Annotated in this window: 16 protein-coding genes; 8 read left to right on the plus strand and 8 right to left on the minus strand. The window is 56.8% G+C overall.

The genetic code is table 11. The features are described from left to right. Window positions 1–109: 109 nt before the first annotated feature. Both ACS7SF_RS21700 and ACS7SF_RS21705 read left to right on the plus strand, forming a co-directional pair. A complete protein-coding gene (locus ACS7SF_RS21700) occupies window positions 110–910 on the plus strand; it encodes a hypothetical protein (protein ID WP_439894189.1) in 801 nt (266 codons plus the stop codon). Between the two features lie 42 nt (window positions 911–952). After that, the gene (locus ACS7SF_RS21705; RefSeq protein WP_439894190.1) at window positions 953–1,330 is read left to right on the plus strand and encodes a hypothetical protein; all 378 of its coding nucleotides are present in this window, start codon (window positions 953–955) and stop codon (window positions 1,328–1,330) included. 121 nt (window positions 1,331–1,451) lie between these two features. Here the strand turns inward: ACS7SF_RS21705 and ACS7SF_RS21710 are convergent, their stop codons facing one another. Further along, window positions 1,452–1,709: a DUF6500 family protein gene (locus ACS7SF_RS21710; RefSeq protein WP_439894191.1), complete on the minus strand. Its 258-nt coding sequence runs from the start codon at window positions 1,707–1,709 to the stop codon at window positions 1,452–1,454. Continuing rightward, window positions 1,706–2,062: a hypothetical protein gene (locus ACS7SF_RS21715; RefSeq protein WP_439894192.1), complete on the minus strand. Its 357-nt coding sequence runs from the start codon at window positions 2,060–2,062 to the stop codon at window positions 1,706–1,708. Before ACS7SF_RS21715 ends, ACS7SF_RS21710 begins: the two co-directional genes overlap by 4 nt. Before the next feature lie 497 nt (window positions 2,063–2,559). On the opposite strand from ACS7SF_RS21715, the gene ACS7SF_RS21720 reads away from it, so the two are divergent. Further along, entirely contained in the window at window positions 2,560–3,516 is a 957-nt protein-coding gene (locus ACS7SF_RS21720) for an RICIN domain-containing protein (RefSeq protein ID WP_439894193.1), read from the plus strand. 206 nt (window positions 3,517–3,722) lie between these two features. Beyond that, a complete protein-coding gene (gene xopJ, locus ACS7SF_RS21725) occupies window positions 3,723–4,811 on the plus strand; it encodes a YopJ family type III secretion system effector XopJ (protein WP_439894194.1) in 1,089 nt (362 codons plus the stop codon). A gap of 261 nt (window positions 4,812–5,072) precedes the next feature. Here xopJ and ACS7SF_RS21730 read toward each other — a convergent pair whose 3' ends face one another. From ACS7SF_RS21730 to ACS7SF_RS21755, 6 genes are all read right to left on the minus strand, one after another. After that, the gene (locus tag ACS7SF_RS21730; protein ID WP_439894195.1) at window positions 5,073–5,351 is read right to left on the minus strand and encodes a hypothetical protein; all 279 of its coding nucleotides are present in this window, start codon (window positions 5,349–5,351) and stop codon (window positions 5,073–5,075) included. 403 nt (window positions 5,352–5,754) lie between these two features. Next, window positions 5,755–6,702, minus strand: coding sequence for a caspase family protein (locus ACS7SF_RS21735; protein ID WP_439894196.1), 948 nt, complete (start codon window positions 6,700–6,702; stop codon window positions 5,755–5,757). Between the two features lie 9 nt (window positions 6,703–6,711). Beyond that, window positions 6,712–7,125: a TIR domain-containing protein gene (locus tag ACS7SF_RS21740; RefSeq protein ID WP_439894197.1), complete on the minus strand. Its 414-nt coding sequence runs from the start codon at window positions 7,123–7,125 to the stop codon at window positions 6,712–6,714. 95 nt (window positions 7,126–7,220) lie between these two features. Continuing rightward, window positions 7,221–8,789 carry an AAA family ATPase gene (locus ACS7SF_RS21745; protein WP_439894198.1) on the minus strand — a complete coding sequence of 523 codons (1,569 nt, stop codon included), beginning with the start codon at window positions 8,787–8,789 and terminating at the stop codon, window positions 7,221–7,223. Window positions 8,790–8,919: 130 nt separating this feature from the next. After that, window positions 8,920–10,761 (minus strand): 3'-5' exonuclease, encoded by a 1,842-nt coding sequence (locus tag ACS7SF_RS21750; RefSeq protein ID WP_439894199.1) that lies wholly within the window; start codon window positions 10,759–10,761, stop codon window positions 8,920–8,922. 283 nt (window positions 10,762–11,044) lie between these two features. Continuing rightward, a complete protein-coding gene (locus tag ACS7SF_RS21755; protein ID WP_439894200.1) occupies window positions 11,045–12,022 on the minus strand; it encodes a phosphatase domain-containing putative toxin in 978 nt (325 codons plus the stop codon). Window positions 12,023–12,626: 604 nt separating this feature from the next. Between ACS7SF_RS21755 and ACS7SF_RS21760 the strand changes: the two genes are divergently transcribed. The 4 genes from ACS7SF_RS21760 to ACS7SF_RS21775 are packed head-to-tail and all read left to right on the plus strand — an operon-like array spanning window position 12,627 to window position 16,058. Further along, entirely contained in the window at window positions 12,627–13,367 is a 741-nt protein-coding gene (locus ACS7SF_RS21760; protein WP_439894201.1) for a metallophosphoesterase family protein, read from the plus strand. A gap of 54 nt (window positions 13,368–13,421) precedes the next feature. Further along, window positions 13,422–13,784, plus strand: a complete 363-nt coding sequence (locus tag ACS7SF_RS21765) for a hypothetical protein (RefSeq protein ID WP_439894202.1) — start codon at window positions 13,422–13,424, stop codon at window positions 13,782–13,784. 19 nt (window positions 13,785–13,803) lie between these two features. Beyond that, a complete protein-coding gene (locus ACS7SF_RS21770) occupies window positions 13,804–14,607 on the plus strand; it encodes a hypothetical protein (RefSeq protein ID WP_439894203.1) in 804 nt (267 codons plus the stop codon). Window positions 14,608–14,666: 59 nt separating this feature from the next. After that, the gene (locus tag ACS7SF_RS21775) at window positions 14,667–16,058 is read left to right on the plus strand and encodes a hypothetical protein (protein ID WP_439894204.1); all 1,392 of its coding nucleotides are present in this window, start codon (window positions 14,667–14,669) and stop codon (window positions 16,056–16,058) included. Window positions 16,059–16,082 lie beyond the last annotated feature (24 nt).

Raw genomic sequence — 16,082 nt, forward strand, 5'->3', positions numbered from 1 at the left:
CGCCCGCCTCTTAGTATCGAGCGCCTTAACGTTCTGCCAACCGCGCCGTCCCCTGGGATGACGCGCGACAAGCCCAAACTGGCAAAGCGTGCCGAAGCGGCCCACCCTCATGAACAAACCTGTCTTGCCGACCATCGCGGCCTACTTTCTGCTGCTGGGCGCCACCACGGTGCTCTTGGCTTTCTATCGCATGCACGTAGCCGGCTACTTTGGTACGGCACCGCTCATTCCCGATTGCTCTCTGTCGGTCCAAAACCAATGGCGATGGCTGGGCGTGCTCACCGTGGCAAACGTCGGCATTGCGATCGGGCTCCTGCGCCAACAGCGGTGGGCCAAAACCGCACTCATCACCGTGTTTTTTGTGTGGGAGGCAGGCAATCTGCTGACGATCAAATTTGCCGCACCCCGGTTTTTGTATGGTCTTGCATTCGCGGTCATCCCGGTGATCATGCTGGCAATGTCACCCACCACAGCATGGCGTGCGCACAAGAAGCAAAAGCCCGGATGGCGCGGCGTCAGGAAAGTCGTGGGGCTGTCTTTCTACTGGGCCGCGGCATTCGTGTTGTTCGTCATCCTGACCTCCAGGTTCATGCCGCCGGAAGCGTCCGTTTCATCGGGCGTGGAAGTCCACACCGGTGCCTATATCGCCTTGGCCGCCGTGGTCATGCTGGCGGGAGGAAACATCATGGGTGAGCTAACCGTTGCCGCAACCGAAGCCGCACTGGTGCTGATTGCGCTGGCTTCATTCTTGGTTGCGTACCTGATTCAGACCTACCTGATATTGAAAGCGACCTATCCCAACAACCCATGGCACTACCAATGGGATAACACCTTCCCATGGCTGCTCCTGCTCGGGATGGTCGGTTTTGCGTTGATGGCCGTGTCAGAACGCCGGCAGACGGCCAGCTAGTCGAAACTGCGCGTCTAGGTAAGGCGCCTCCGCCGTTTCTCTATGGAAGAAGACCTCCCTATCCCACCCGGGATCACCAACGAAGCGCTCTGGCGAAAGCACTGCCGGAAGATTCGTGCGCGTGCGCAAGACCTGCTGGAGGGCAGGATCGGCGTCATTGAAGCGGCCCGCGCGCTGGTGCCGTTAGCAACGCAAACGCGAGCCGAAAACACGCCAGCGCTTCAGGTATTCCACGTCATTGATGGGGAAACCTGCTTCCTGCCTGTCGGTGAGGTTCGGAACTACTGGGCACCTGAAGCGCTTGCGCGCGAAGACATCACTATCCGAGCGGCAGAGGAGCGGTGGAGACCCCAAGCCATCGCCGCCGCAACAGCGCTGGTTCAGCAGTACGCGTGGGCCATGCGGAAACACCAGCGCTAGAGCACGGACTCAATGCAAGCCGTTGCCGGCGGGCACGGCGCAACACCCCAGGACACGGAACTCCGCCGGAAGATTTCAGCGGATGCTCACCGCGCCTGTCCGGCGAAGTGAACATCGGTGACTACAGTGGCCGGTCCCGCGTTGCCTCGACATGGCTGCCTACAGGCATCGCTTCCACTAGCCCCAGAATCTTCGTCGCCTTCTCAAAGTGGTCCAACCGGTGGGTATGAATCCACCAGGTGGCGGCCTCCATAAGAAGCTCAGGGTCGTCGTTACGGTTGGCGAAGAACGCGTAGAAGGATAGGCCGACACCTTCCCCCTTGGTACGTATCTTCTCGTGGCAGGTCACCAACATCTTTTGCTTCAGTTCGGGCGTCATAAACCGATCTTGCTGGAGGCGAGTGCCGGGGGCGGCAGCTTACCCTGGGTGTACATCTCGGTCACGACAATGCTGGCAACAAACACCACCACGCCGATCGCCGTCGATGCGAGAACGCGGACTCGCCTGCCAGGACGGAGCACCAGCACGAACACAACCAAAGGCAGCTCCACCAGCACAATCAGCGAGCCGAGGACCATGACCAAGCCACCGATCGCCACCGGCGGCCCGGTACGTACCGCCGCCAGATCGATGTGGGCGAACTGCAATACATAGACGGTAAAGGCTGCACTCATCGCAACCAAGATTCCGGTCAGAACATCGACCCAGCGAACAACGCGCGTTCTTGTCATTGCAATCCTTCCCCTGCCGCCTGCTTGGCGAGCGCCGCCCAACGCTGCGGACTGTCTTTCACCACGAGGGCATCGTAGAAATGCCCTTTCCTGTTAGCCGATCGGCGCACCGAAACGGCGGTCGCCACTGTGAGCGAACGGCGAATGCGAAGCCATTCAAACGTTCTAAGGCCTGAGTTGCGTGCGGTTGAATCGGCCAGATGGACACGCCGGCGTTTCAGATATTCCAAGCCGTTGATGGGGAAACAGGCTTCCTGCCTCTTCGCGGGCGGCGTTTGCCGTCTCCAGCCACGCCCCTTTTGTGATCATTCATTCATCATGGAAAGGCTTGGCGCGAGGTTTATTTTACATTTGTTTTTAATATTTTAACGTTTATAATTCATTAACCATTAAGCCGCACGAAATTCATTCGACCGCCCAATTAACCATAATCAGAATTCGAAAATCATAATTTGCCGTGGCGCCCCTGTCAGCATAATCTCCCCCTGCAGCCAACGTTGGACCTGCAACTCATTCTCGATGCCTCGCCAAACGAAGGCAGTGCCGAGATTAACTTAGACCTTGAGAGGGGTGAGACAATGCCAGCCACGCCATGCACGATTTATTTCGCCGGAAAGCAGCAATTTGCCATCGGCGTAAAGGACCGAATCGTAAATGCCTCCGTCGTTCTGCGCGACACTACAACCACGAAGGAGGAGTTTTATCAGTGGATCTTGCAGGATGACAACACGATTGCACTGCGAGCGGACCCGACACTTATTCTTGATGTTGCGACGCTCGCTGATTTTCAACAGTTCTACCTGAGCCTCTACAACCCATCAAAGGTTCTTCCCACGCAGAAGTGGATTGATGATGGCTCAAAACACTATCGGAACGAAGGCAATCCGAATGTCGCGATCGACAATAAGGGGCGGGCGACCAAGGATGGCAATCCCATTATTGTTCACGCCTATAACGCCTCCCCTGCCCAAGAGTGGATTACGAAGGACGACATGCAACTGAAGCCAACGCGGTTTTACATGGGTCAGTCGAACTTTGCTTTTGGCGTCAAGCGAGCAATCTCCGGCGCGCAAGTGGTTTTGCTCGACACACGCAGGGCGAACAAGGATCAGTACGAGTGGATTCAGCAGGAAGACAACACCTTCCTCCTGACTGCGGGAGGCGGCGTTCTGGTGCTGGACGTCGCGAAGCTGGTGCCCCAGCAGAACTTTTTCGTGAGCGTTTATGACCCCAACAACGTCACGAAAACGCAGCAATGGATGTATGACGACAACAGCTACATCCGCAGTGTTTCGCAACCCAACCTCGTTGTCGACGACAAGGCAAGCATGGTGACCGACGGGAACGTCGTCTGGACCTACGGGTTCAACGGCTCGAGCGCACAGCAGTGGCGCCCTGTCTACGATGACAGCCTGGAGAAGAGCGCAGAGGAAGGGCAGACGCAAGTCGTGTAAGGCTCGCCCGCTCCGTTAGGGATGCACGGCGTGGTGGGTGTTTCGACATCCGCCACGTTGCTGCTCTGGGCGGCAAGGCGTCTAAAGATAGGGGGTGCTCCACCAGCGCCTTCGCAAGACGCACATTGGCTTCGCCTCGGATCGCGTACCGCGCCCGAGTCGAACTATGCTGGGGACTTCCTCCCCTTCCCAAAAGAGAACGAACCTTGGGACTCTGCATATCCAAGCAAAGTGGCGCCTACGTAGACCGGCACGACTCGATCACCCGCGCGCAACCCGAGAACGCAGCCGCCAGCCCCTCCACTAGCTCGGAGGCAAGTACGCACGCATCGCCCTTCTCGCAGTTGCCGCGCCGAGCTCGCAGAAAAGCCGAGAGCTTGGCCAACACGCTCAGGCATGCGAACAACGTCAATCCCCAACTGGCGCACTATGCGCAACGGGTATTGGACACGGTGACCACTAGCCAAACTACCCGAGAAATCAGCAACCTCGACGCACGAAACCTAGGGATTCTGGCAGAGACCTATAACGATAAGTATCCGGGACTGAACTTGCAGTGTGCGAGAACGCCGACGGAATTCAGAGCGGCTCTGGCTGCCACCTATGCACCGAGTTGGCGTTCCATTGCCATTCTGGACCCGCGAGGCTCGCACCGAATCGCAATTGACGTCCGCACACATGACGATGGACGTCGGTCCTTACTTGTCATGGAAACGACCCAAGCACTCAAGCATGATCAACATGGTCAGCCAATGCTTCAAAATGGTTACCCCGAATTCATCGATGCCCTAAATAATGAATTCGGAGCCAGCGCTATGATGGCGGTGATTGATGTGAAGGCGCAAAAGTCAAAAATTGGTTGCCAGCCATTCTGCTTTAACTTCGCATTACAAGCCTTTCATCACGCTCGATTTTTTGACGACTTGCATAAGCGGCTGCATAACCACGGGTCATGCTTCAAGACTGGGGCTCAATCTCAGCATGTGAAGGGAGTGGAATATATCGACGGAACAAAGATCCTGCCGGCGGTCTTCTACAAACATGCTGAATCACGCGGCACGGTCGATACGGTACTGAATCAGCAGCGGCGCCTTGCAAAAGAAAATGTCAGCACAAGCAGCAACGGCCCCTCCGAGACACTGAAAGAGCGCGTCAACGCGTTCCGCATCAAACGCGATGCGCTCGCGTACAGCATGTCGATCGAAGCTTCCCGCATGCGCAAGATTCAGGAAGCCATATCGCATGACTCGAGACGCAACATGCAACTTGGCCTCGACGAGGACTCTGACTCCTGAACTGACGCCGAGGCGTTGCGCGGTCAAGAACCCACCAGCGGCCACGGACAATGCCAGGCCCGCGTAGAACACCGGCGGCCCAGCCAGCGGCCGCCGCTGTAAGCGAACGGCGAATGCGAAGCCATTCAAACGTTCTGAAGCCTGAGTTGCGTGCGGTTGAATCGGCCGGATCGGCCGGATAGAAGGGCATCGATCGCGCATTGACAGCGCCTGCCCGATTGCCACCCCGCCCGTCTCGGGGTCGCATTTACTGCGATTCTTTTATTTCTGTTGGTCTGCGCACGCCAGCACGCGCAGGACTTCCCACCGGTTCACATCCACCAGCACGCCCTCCAGCGTGATGAGCATGTACGCGCCAATCGCATCCAGAAACCCGGCCTGATATTCGGCGGGCTTGTCTTGGAGGTGGCGCTGGTATTCAGCGCGCAGCGCCCTGGGTTGGAATTGTCGATGCAGCTTCAGGGCCACCTGCATGCGGCACAGAAAATCGCGGCCGCCGAGCGCGCCTTGCAGATAACAGTGATTGGTGTGCAGGTTCATCGCGCGCCTCCGCCCGATGGGCGCGGTGTCAGCCAAGCGATGCGAGTGGGAGGTGGCGTTGCGGGGTAATGCCGGCGTGCCGTGGGTACGGCTTGGGTCGGTTGATCCATTGTCTTGCCCTCTGCTGATTGAGTGGGGAGCCACCCACCGGTGAGGGTGGGCGGGCACACGACAAGGTCTGCAATACCGACGATCCATCAAGACGGCAGGGCCTAAGCCCTCCCTGTCGGGCCCGCCCATATAGGCGAACGGCGACAGCGGTAGAAACTTGATGTTTCTTCCGGACGGATCGATCGAGATTGCAGTCTCGGCTGCGGTTGTTTTCGCAGCGGGGGGAGTTTAGCGGGCGCTAGGCAGATCAGGCAAGCTTGGAATCCCTACAAAGCGCCGCATTACAAATTAATTAAAGCTTTCTTTCGTTCACCAAACGCCAGTATTGATAACCAAGAGCCGTCAGCCGGCAGCCCGTTGATTTTAAAGCCGCGAAATACATAAACTCTTCGTCGACGGGAACAACGAGGCCAACGCTTTGCATCTTTTGAAGATCTTTGAAGATTCTTACTCGAGTTGGATCTGCACTCGGTTGAGTATCTTCATAACTTGGATCAAGTTTGTGTTCAGCGTCCGGCGTTGCAAAGTACAGCGTGATACGTCGCAAAACTTCGAGGGGAACTTTAGGAGATATCTTCCGGAGCGACGCAAAGCTCGTCACATTTGTACGGAAGATCGGTCGTTGATCCCACGCACCTAAAGCTTCGTCCACGTAGGCGTAAAGCGATCCTGGAGTGATATTGCCGCGGAGATCTGCGGCGCCACCACGAAGTGCGTCCGAAAGCAGTGAAGTAAAAACACCGGCCCCGTTTACCTCCATAGAGGACTCATTCTCGCGGCTCGCAGTCAGTACGGAAAGCCCTTCCGATAGTTGCGCCGTACCGTTCCCAAGCAACGCAGGGGCAGCCATAGCGCCTGCATGACAACAGTCAAGGATCACTATCTTGTTTCTCGCCCGGGAGTTGTTAGCGAGCGCAAGTACCTCGTCCATGGACACACCTTCGTCGTATTTCCTCGCGTCTGTCGTTACGAGATACCCGCCAGTGCTTTTTACGTATCCATGCCCTGCGAAGAAGAGCAAAGCCATATCCGGGTCACCCGAGAACAGGCTTTCAATCGCTTCCTTAAGTGCTGGCTTATCGATAGAAACGGACGGACATGTTATTAACCGAACGCTAAAATTCGGAGAACCGTCGCCGTGAACCTCAAGCAGGCCAGCGATAGTCTGCGCATCGTTTACGCATCCCGAAAGTGGTGAACCCGGATAATCGTTGATCCCGATCACAAGAGCTTTCCGCATGTAACCCCCTTATGCCTTGTTCTTGCCCTCGCCCATCGCTTGATCTATCGCAGATGCGATATCGTTCCAATCCCACGAAATAGTGCGGCTACGTGCCAGCCCTTCGGGCAGGGTACTTGAGCTGTTTGCCCCACCAACGTACACACCGAAAACAGGAACGTTCTGCCCCGTCGCCATCTTGATTTCTTTGACAACCCCTGTCGCTGTTGCCATATTTTTCCCAACCAAAACGATAAGCATATCGCACTTATTTATCTTATCCTTAATCAACGCCTCCCATTGAGATTGCGGCAACGACGACTTCGACGACCAATCCTGAATAGAAAACGGCGTTTTTGAATTCTTAGTTTGTCCAGCAAAAAGCACCTTCTCATTTGCGTTGTTATCGAAGTCAAAACTAATGAAAGCACGTGGATCTGTCATTTTTACCCCCTCAAAAATTCATTAACATCCCTAAGTTACTAACAGCCGTACAAACTCCGCACCAAAGACGCTGGAAGATCAGATCATGGATACCATCATGGAAATACTCCTATTTTCTCGATCATTGGCGCAACGCATCTGTTCTTTATTGTATTGACATCGTCATTGGAAATTTTTCCAGTCTTTTTAATTTGTGCCCAAACATCCTTCAAATCGATCCGGCCGAGGGTATTAGAAATTCCAACGGTGCCACTAGCACCCTCATCGTCTACAATAACGGGGATTATGTGATCACTTCGCTTTCCGCCTGTCATCACATCTTTCTCAAATCGAGTCCAAACCTTCTCTCGATAATTCCCATCCAGGAAAACAAGATAGTACCTACAAGACTCGCCATACACTTTCCCAAGCACATTCTGCAGATCCGTTGCAAGCAAAATTGCTTGTTGATCGAAGTCGTAAAACGTAATTAGGTCTTCAGCCTTCATCTCCGCATTAACAAGCTCGACGAGTCGCCTGACCTCACCGGCAAATGAGAACCCGATGTCGTATGTGTACAATCGTCCGTTTTCGATGGCGCTCTCTTCGATTCCCAAATCACGGAACAGTAACTTTGAGTCGAGGTTTGTGAGAAAATATCTGAACAGTGGATCCTCGATAGAAAATCCAGAATCAGCTTCAAAAGCGATTTGCTTTCGCAAATCAGTTTCTCGATTAGGGTCAAATATGACCTCCGAGATGCGGGCGCGAACCGCCTTGAGACCCGGGCGGCGACGTTCAGAGACGATTTGCAGCAACTTGTCGAACGTGACGACGGAGTCTGGAATTTTGCACAACACAAGCAGAATTTCGAGATAAGGCTTATTCCCACCCGGACGCCACTTCTTTCCCTTAGCAAACGTTCTTGCAATAGGTAGATAACGTTGCGTCAATTCAGCCATCAAGCGGCCTCTGATTCCCAGTATGTCGAACGTCAAGATCTTCGGGTCGTCTTGCGTCTCGTACACCTCTTCCATCGCACAAACCTTATTGCAGACATACTGCGCCAACCAGAAATTTCCCGCGCTCTCGGAGAGCAAAACATCGCGATCTTCAAAAAGTACTGAAAGCGCTTGCTCCCCCTCACTAATCACTTTATCGATCTCCGTATCGGATGCACGATTCAAAGCATACGATCCTAGGCGTGGTCCGAGATCATATGCATCTGAGAGGAGTGACACACCAGTTGTTGGAATACCGATCAAAATCACCTTAGCCGGTTCAGCTTGTTCAAAAGCTCGATCGCTTAACCGTTTCAATGATGAACCGATTTCCGCTCTCTTTCCGGCAGCCAAAAGATGGAAGTCATCTATTACCAGAATCCTAGGACTCGGTGCGTCGCCATCGGCAGCCTTTTTGAGAAATTCATCAATGACTTGTTCCGCGTTTTTATCGCGACAACCAACATAGTTGAATTCTCGCCCTTCTATCCAATGCAACTCTTCAAACACTTTAAAAACGACGCAGGTTTTTCCTATGCCAGAAGGCCCCTCGATCAAAAGATGTTTCCCAGCCTGCGAGATGTCTGCACGCACCTCACCAAAGTGTTTCGGCTTCACGTACGTATAAGGCGGTAACCCGACGGTTTTGAACACATCTTCCAACTTTTTTTTGTCTACCATCATTACGTCCTAGTTTCGCTCAGAAAATGGATAGAGAAATATTTTTGGCATTTCCGATAGTTCACTGCTCCCTCAGACGAATAGCCAAAAGCCTCAATAACTAACTTGCCGCTAATTCCCATCGCCTGCCCTATCACACCACCAACCTCTCACAAGCATCCTTCACCCTAGACGCGAATGCAGACTCCCGATCCGCCGTCATCACCAACTCATTCATCGCCCGCGTCATCCCCACATACAGCACGCGCGCCTGCTCATTCGCGTCATGGCTGGCATAGGGCATCTGCCCAAGCCCAGGAATCGCCACCACCGGAAACTCCAGCCCCTTGCTGCCATATAGCGTGAGCACGTTCACGCTGTCGTTGTCGTGCTTGCTCAGCCCTGCGCTCGCCGGCACCTTGGCCGCGGCCAGATGCCGGGCCACCTCTTCCCGCTGCGCTTTGCGATACGTGAGCACGGCCATATCGCGCCACGGCGTGCCGGCTTCGTTGGCCGCGCGCAGGCGATCGGCCACGTAATCCAACTCAGCTTTGAAGCTCGGCAAACGAATGAACTCCGGCGCCTTGCCGTGCCGCCCCGCCGTCTCCGGCAGGATGAGCGGCGCGCCATCTTCTTCGGCCTCTTCGGCGGTCAGCAGGTCGTTGGCAAACGCGTAGGCCACTGCCAACACTTCGGCGCTGTTGCGGTAGTTGAGCTTGAGGATGGTGGTGCGCCCGCGCGCCTGAATGCCGACGCTGGAAAAGCTGAACTTGAGCTTGCGGGACTTTTGATAGATGTCTTGCGCGCTGTCGTACATGACGAGCACGGAGTTGGTTTCTGGGTCCACCATCTGCACGACGAGCCGCAGCCATGCGGGGTCGAAATCGTGGCCTTCATCGATGAGCAGGGCGCTGTATTGGCCGGCGGGCACTTGGCCTCGATTCACGCCGTCGATCACGTTCTGCGCCAGCACCGCGAAATCTTCATCACGCCACGGCGCAGGCGGCTTGTCGAGTTGGTAGGTCGCCGCCATGTCCGAACACCAGCCGTGGAACGTGCGCACATGCACCTTTTGCGACAGCCCCTTGTGCTCCATCCACCCCGTCAGCTTTTGCGCGAGCGGGCGGTTGAAGCACAACACGAGCACAGGCTTGGCAGACGCTTGCGCAAGAAACTCTGCGCGATAGCCAAGGATCATCGTCTTGCCTGAACCGGCCACACCGTGGATGACGCGATGCCCATCCCCCAGGCTTCGGGCGAGTTGTTCCTGCTGCAAATCCATCACGCGGATGAGATCGGGAATAGCTGGGCGGGCGCCCTGCGTAGCCGACTCGTCATCTGCCTCAAACAGGCTGCCTTGGCGGCTGACGATGCGCACATCTGGGAAGAGGTGCCAGCGAATGCGGTCGATCTGCGGCAGTTGGAGCAGGCAACGGAACGGCTGCGTGAACATGTTCCAGAGCTGCTGCTGGAAGGCCTCCGGGTCGGCCGAATCGGTCATCTCGTCCTTGCAGATGACGAGGCGGCCGGGCATGACGTCTTGCATGCCGGAGGTCTCGAACTCCTGGCGCGAGATATTGGGTAACACCAGCCCGTGGCCGTAGGGCATGCACAGCTTGCCGGCGTATTTGCTGGTGGCGGGCTCCACGAGCAGCGGATCGCGCTTGAGCATGTCCACCGTGGCCGTCATGAACTCGCGCGATTTGAGCAGCGGGTTCACATCCTTGTGGAGCCGGCCATCGAATTCGGCTTCTACCAATTGCGGGTCGAGCCGGATAATGCTGCCGATTTTCCAGTCCTTGACTTCCAGCGCCAGCAAACCCCGGTGCGGATTCAAAATCAGGAAATCTGGCCGCCTGCGCTTAATGCCGACCGTGACGTCGTACCAGCACAGATAGTCGTCCTCAAGACATGCTTCGAGCCGCCGGGCAAAGCGTTTCTCGCCCGATGTCATGCGCCCCAGGCAGCTACTCAAGCTGGGGATAAGTGTTGCCATACCGCCCCTTTAGATATTTTGGACTAGGCGCTTTTTTTGATAATGGTGAATATAAGCAGCGCGCCTGCCTTTTTCGGGAAACAGCATAGGTGATGGAGCCCCATTCCGCCCGCCCCAATTAGTGGGGTATCGACAGGGTTTTTGATTTGAATGGGGTGGAAGACAAACGCCAGTCAAGCGTTCTTCTGATTATGAAAATCAGAATTTAATATGAAGCATCACGGCCAGCCGCGTAGGAGCACGGCCGGCGACTCAGCATCCTGCAGATGCCGGGTACGTTTCCTTAGTGCTCGGCACCGTGCTGGCTACCGCCAACCGGCGCAGTGCTGCTTGCCTCCTGGCTCCGCTGCCGCCATTCCGACCACAACAGCCCTTTCCCGCTCGGATTTGCCCGAGCGTATTCATGGAATGCATTCAGGAATTCAAGCCGGTCTTCCTGCAGAGCCATTTTGTAGGGCTTGTCGGCGTTGATCGTTGACATCTGATAGTCATAACTGAACACGGCTTGGCGCTTGATGATGTCTTCGGCGGGCAACCGCGTTGCGTTATGCAGCATGTCGTACAGCGTCATGAACGTTGTCGTGCGTCCACGGCCGCCAAGACAGTGAACGTGGATTCCCGCGCCTTCGGGCATCTCGCGGACAACCTTGAGGAAGCGATCGACCTCTTCCCGGCGGGGGCGGCTATGGTCGGTAACGGTCAGTCGACGATAGTTGGCTCCGGCGCCTTCCACCAACTCGCGTTCGCTGACCACCTCTGGCCGCTTCAGCACGATGCGATGCGGCTGTGCCACCCCTTTTCTGAGATCAAGCGACCTGACCACCGAGATCTCATCCTGCTGCTGCAGCTTCGTGATCAGGTCCGCCTCGCTGCGCAGTACTTCTTCATGGGATAGCCCGACGTTGGCCCAGTCTCGACGGCCGCGCAACGTGATGGGATGCCCGCTGGCAATGGCATGCGATTCCTCGCGCAGGTCGACGAAGTAGAGGGTTGGGGTGCCCATCGCCGCCATAATTCGCTGGACTTGGCCTTTTGACGAGATGCCTTCACTTCCTGACAGGCGCAGGGTCTGCATTCCCGTTGTGTTGATGGAAGCCGGTAGGCCCCCGAGGTCGTTCGTGCATCGGAAGAACGACAGCGCGCTTGCGTCGGCCTTGGGGGTGCGATCGTATGCCAGTACTGGCGACGTTTCTCGCTTGGGAATCGACAGTCGAAGGGAGGGGATTCCGGGCCCGACGGGGCCACTGGTGTCTTCGAACATGGCCTCGTCGGCTGACGCCGCGGCCGCATGGCTGGCTTCGGCGGTCGATGGGCTCGCCGGGCGCTTTTTTCGCGGTTGCAAATCGAGTTCGGGCGATGCGGACCGCTTCCTCTCATGCGTTGGCGAGTGCGAGCTTGAAGGGGGCGACGACGCGGGGCTTCTTGCGCCCTCAGTCGTGTCAACGTGTGCCGCCGCCGGGGGAGTACGGGAAGAGATAGATGTCATTGATCGTTTCGTTCCGTCTGAGGTGTGGAAAGTCGTCCGTTCGACCCCAGTCCGTTGGACCCAGGTCGCGGCTCGATCGAGATGGCGCTTTCTTGGAAAAGACGAGCGATGGGCGAAGCAGTCTCTTCGGAATGGCGGCGGCAATCGTCAGTGGCGCCGAAAAATGGGCACGTTCAGCGAAAATGCCGTGTCGCCCAGCCATTATGTGAACGCTACGCGGTAGTGGTATGTGTAGGCATCGGCAAAACCGAGCGAGCGGTAAAGGCTGCGCGTATGGCTGTATCGGGCGATGCTCAATTTGGCGCAACACGTTTTCGATGAAGAAAAATCGCCGCCGATATACGATCAGCCCGTGATTGCCCTCTTAAAACCATTACCTATGCGAATCGCCGCCCTCTCCGATATTCACGGCAACCTGGCCGCACTCCACGCGGTACTGGAAGACATACAAACCCAAGCCGTCGATTTGATCGTGAACCTCGGCGATATTGCGTCGGGGCCGCTACAGCCGCGCGAAACCGTCGACGTATTGATGGCGCTGAACTTGCCGACCATCCGTGGCAACCATGAGCGGCAAGTCGTGGAGGGCGAGCCCGCCCGCATGGGGCCGTCGGATCAATACGCGTTTGGGCAATTGCGGGCGGATCAGCTTGCATGGTTTGCCAGCCTGCCGGAGCAGCGGGCCATCGAAGACGACGTGCTGCTCGTCCATGGCTCGGCCGAGAGCGACCTGACGTATTTCTTGGAGACGATCACCGAACACGGTTGCCGCGCGGCCACGCATGACGAGGTGCTATCACGCGCCACCCACGCCGACGCCAAGCTCGTGCTCTGCGGCCATACCCATGTGCCGCGGGCGATGACGCTTGCGGACGGTCGCTTGATCGTCAACCCCGGCAGCGTCGGCCTGCAGGCGTATCGCGATGCGCATCCGATTCCGCATCAGATTGAAATGCACAGCCCGCATGCGCGCTATGCCATCGTGACCCAGCGGGCAGGCGTGTGCGCCGTGGAGTTTCGCGCGGTGGACTACGCGTGGGATGAGGCGGCGGCAGTTGCTGAAGCGCACGGGCGGCCGGATTGGGGGGTGGCGTTGCGTACGGGGCGGATGGGGGCGTAGCGCGATATGCAGACATGCGCTTTACCGCCGCACGGTGAATCCACGTTTGCCGGAATGGGCGATATCGAATTGACCACGCCCGACGGCCGCCACCAAATACGGTTGCCTTACGAAGGGGAGCCTCCCCATGGGGATTCCTATCACGCCATCTGGATCGACGGCGTTCGCGCGCCCGGCCATGCGTGGGGCTGCCAGTTTGCCTGCACGGCGAACTCACGTTTTCTGGCAATGAGCTGGATGGCAATCCGGTTTGAGCGGAAGACAACGGTATTCGATCTGGTGGAAAGGCGGTATTTTGTGCTGCCTTTCTACATAAGCAACTTTTGCTTCTGCTGGCCCCGGCTGGAGGGGGCAGAACCCTCGTCGGAAAGTCGCACGTACACATTCGACGGCACAGAAACCTGGCACACCTACTAACAACAGTTGCAAACCCGATATGCGCCTCTATCAAAAACTCCTTGTCGCGCTTGGGATTCTCGCGCTGCTCGCTGGCTGCGATCAGAAAGCAATGCTGGATAAGTTCACTCCCAAAGAAGAAGCCGCCATCGCGCAGCGGGTGCTGTCTGATGTGATTGCCAAGAACTTCAGCGCGGTGGACAGCCAGCTTGATCCGAGCATCCGAACACCGGCCACGCGTGGTTTGCTTGAAAAAATGGCCGAGGCGTTTCCCACCGCCCAGCCTGCAGCGGTCAACATCGTGGGCGCGGAAACGCGTACCTTCAACGGCGTCACCACTTACAACCTCACTTACGAATACGCGTACCCGCACGCATGGCTGCTTGCCAATGTCATGTTGCAGCGTAAGGATGGGCAGCTCCGCATCATTGGCCTGCACGCGTATCCCGAAAAGCAATCGCTGGGCGAAACCAACGCCTTCCGGTTGGCGGGCAAGGGCTTTACGCACTACGCCGTGCTTGGGCTGACGATTGCGATTGCGTTGTTCGTCATTTATGCGCTGGTGGTCTGCTTTCGAACGCCGGTTGCCAAACGCAAGTGGCTGTGGCTGCTGTTTGTAGCGCTTGGCTTCGTGCAGTTTTTCTTCAACTGGACCGACGGCACCTTCACCATCCGGCCGCTCAGCATCGCATTCCTGGCATCCGGCTTCTATCGTGCCGGGCCGTACGCTCCGATCATTCTCAGCTCAAGCATCCCGGTTGGGGCGATTGTGTTTCTGCTGCGTCGGCGTGCGTTGCTTGCCCGTCATAGTGGGGCGGTCGCCACCGTACAAGAATCAACCTGACACCAAAGCATTCGCGCGTATCAAGAGCTACACCTCATAACAAAACGTTCTGAACCCACATGAGGCTCTATAAGAAATCCCTCCTCGCACTGCTGTGCGCAGTCTCCGCAGTGTCTTACGCCGCGGATGCCACACCATCCGCACCAAACGCGGCGCCAACCAAGCCATCAAAGAAGCGCAAGAAGTGCGATTGCGCCTCCCAAAATGAAGCGGCTGCCCGCAAAGCGCTTGTGTCGAAGGGACTCGATCCGAATTCAGCACAAGGACAAGTCATATTGCGGTTCGCCCAGAAGCTGGCTGACGACCCGAAACTAAGCAAACGCGTGCTTGACTCAGGAGAAAACGGGCCGTCCCGATGGGGAGCCAAGCTCTCTCCCGAAGAGCGGTTGCGCTTCCTGCAGCTGATGAAGGCGTCGGTGACAGCCACGCCCGGTGACTGCAAGGCGTTCCTCGACTCGCAGAAGGAGCAAGTAGACGCCGCTCAGTACCTGCCGCAGCTGTCGCCACAAGCGCTTCAGAGTGCGATCGACATGACTGAAATCGCGATCCGGCACGAAGCGTCCGACGACGACACGAGTGACGGCGGCTCGATTACCGAGCGATTCGAAGCCCACAAGTTCCTGCTTTCTGGACTGGAGGCGAGCTTAAGCGATAAAGCTTCACCGCCGCTGGATCAATGCGAACGCATTGGCCTGCTGGTCGATCACGTCAGCTCAGCGGCCGAACCAATGCAAAGTCGCGCCTCGCTTGCTCTGCTTCACATTCTGGAATATCAACCATCCGCCCCGCGCCAGGTTTTGCGCCAACCAGAAACCTATTTGAACGAGGCATTTGACGAGCGCGTGTTGCCTGAATCGATTCGCCGCGCCTTGCCGCCTGACGGCAGTCATCCACTTCCTTTCAAACGTGCCGTCTTCGATGTGGAATGGGTCAACAAGGCGGAGCCAGCGAGTTCGCAGCGCCTCACTGGCACGATCATCAATCGGCGCAACAACGGGGTCGTCGCTTCGATCTTCGCCCCTGTAACGCCAAACAAGGAAGCCGACTGGACGATATTCTCCCTGGCCTACGGCACCGCGAGGCTGCGCTCACATCTCGTCGATCCGGCAATCACCGCGTCTCAAACCAATCTTCTGGACGCTGCCGCCCTGGTCGCAGCCAACGGGCCGTTCAGGGAAGGAGCAACGCTGCACATTCCCATGCCCCAGCCAGATGCAAGAGGAGAGAAGGAGCGTAAGTGCACGGTCGGGCGTGAGCGACCCGCATCAACGGTCTTCGACAAGCTGACCGGTTCCGCCATCGACCTGCATTGCAAGCAAACTTCGTCGGAAGGCGTAGTGACGCAGCTCCATGATGTATGGCTCACGGACTATCACCTCGATATGGGCCTGTCGGCAGAGAACCAGTACGGCAAGATCGAGACGGTGATCCATGGTGTGACGGTCGAATAGCGCGATGTGCAGACATACCGAGCC

Origin of the sequence: Ralstonia sp. 25C (assembly GCF_051904805.1) — a bacterium.
GTDB lineage: Bacteria > Pseudomonadota > Gammaproteobacteria > Burkholderiales > Burkholderiaceae > Ralstonia.

Coding starts and splice junctions, on each gene's coding strand:
- ACS7SF_RS21700 (WP_439894189.1), top strand. CDS start 110: ATGAACAAACCTGTCTTGCCGACCATCGCGGCCTACTTTCTGCTGCTG.
- ACS7SF_RS21705 (WP_439894190.1), top strand. CDS start 953: ATGGAAGAAGACCTCCCTATCCCACCCGGGATCACCAACGAAGCGCTC.
- ACS7SF_RS21710 (WP_439894191.1), bottom strand. CDS start 1,709: ATGACGCCCGAACTGAAGCAAAAGATGTTGGTGACCTGCCACGAGAAG.
- ACS7SF_RS21715 (WP_439894192.1), bottom strand. CDS start 2,062: ATGACAAGAACGCGCGTTGTTCGCTGGGTCGATGTTCTGACCGGAATC.
- ACS7SF_RS21730 (WP_439894195.1), bottom strand. CDS start 5,351: ATGAACCTGCACACCAATCACTGTTATCTGCAAGGCGCGCTCGGCGGC.
- ACS7SF_RS21735 (WP_439894196.1), bottom strand. CDS start 6,702: ATGCGGAAAGCTCTTGTGATCGGGATCAACGATTATCCGGGTTCACCA.
- ACS7SF_RS21740 (WP_439894197.1), bottom strand. CDS start 7,125: ATGACAGATCCACGTGCTTTCATTAGTTTTGACTTCGATAACAACGCA.
- ACS7SF_RS21745 (WP_439894198.1), bottom strand. CDS start 8,789: ATGATGGTAGACAAAAAAAAGTTGGAAGATGTGTTCAAAACCGTCGGG.
- ACS7SF_RS21750 (WP_439894199.1), bottom strand. CDS start 10,761: ATGGCAACACTTATCCCCAGCTTGAGTAGCTGCCTGGGGCGCATGACA.
- ACS7SF_RS21755 (WP_439894200.1), bottom strand. CDS start 12,022: ATGTTCGAAGACACCAGTGGCCCCGTCGGGCCCGGAATCCCCTCCCTT.
- ACS7SF_RS21760 (WP_439894201.1), top strand. CDS start 12,627: ATGCGAATCGCCGCCCTCTCCGATATTCACGGCAACCTGGCCGCACTC.
- ACS7SF_RS21765 (WP_439894202.1), top strand. CDS start 13,422: ATGGGCGATATCGAATTGACCACGCCCGACGGCCGCCACCAAATACGG.
- ACS7SF_RS21770 (WP_439894203.1), top strand. CDS start 13,804: ATGCGCCTCTATCAAAAACTCCTTGTCGCGCTTGGGATTCTCGCGCTG.
- ACS7SF_RS21775 (WP_439894204.1), top strand. CDS start 14,667: ATGAGGCTCTATAAGAAATCCCTCCTCGCACTGCTGTGCGCAGTCTCC.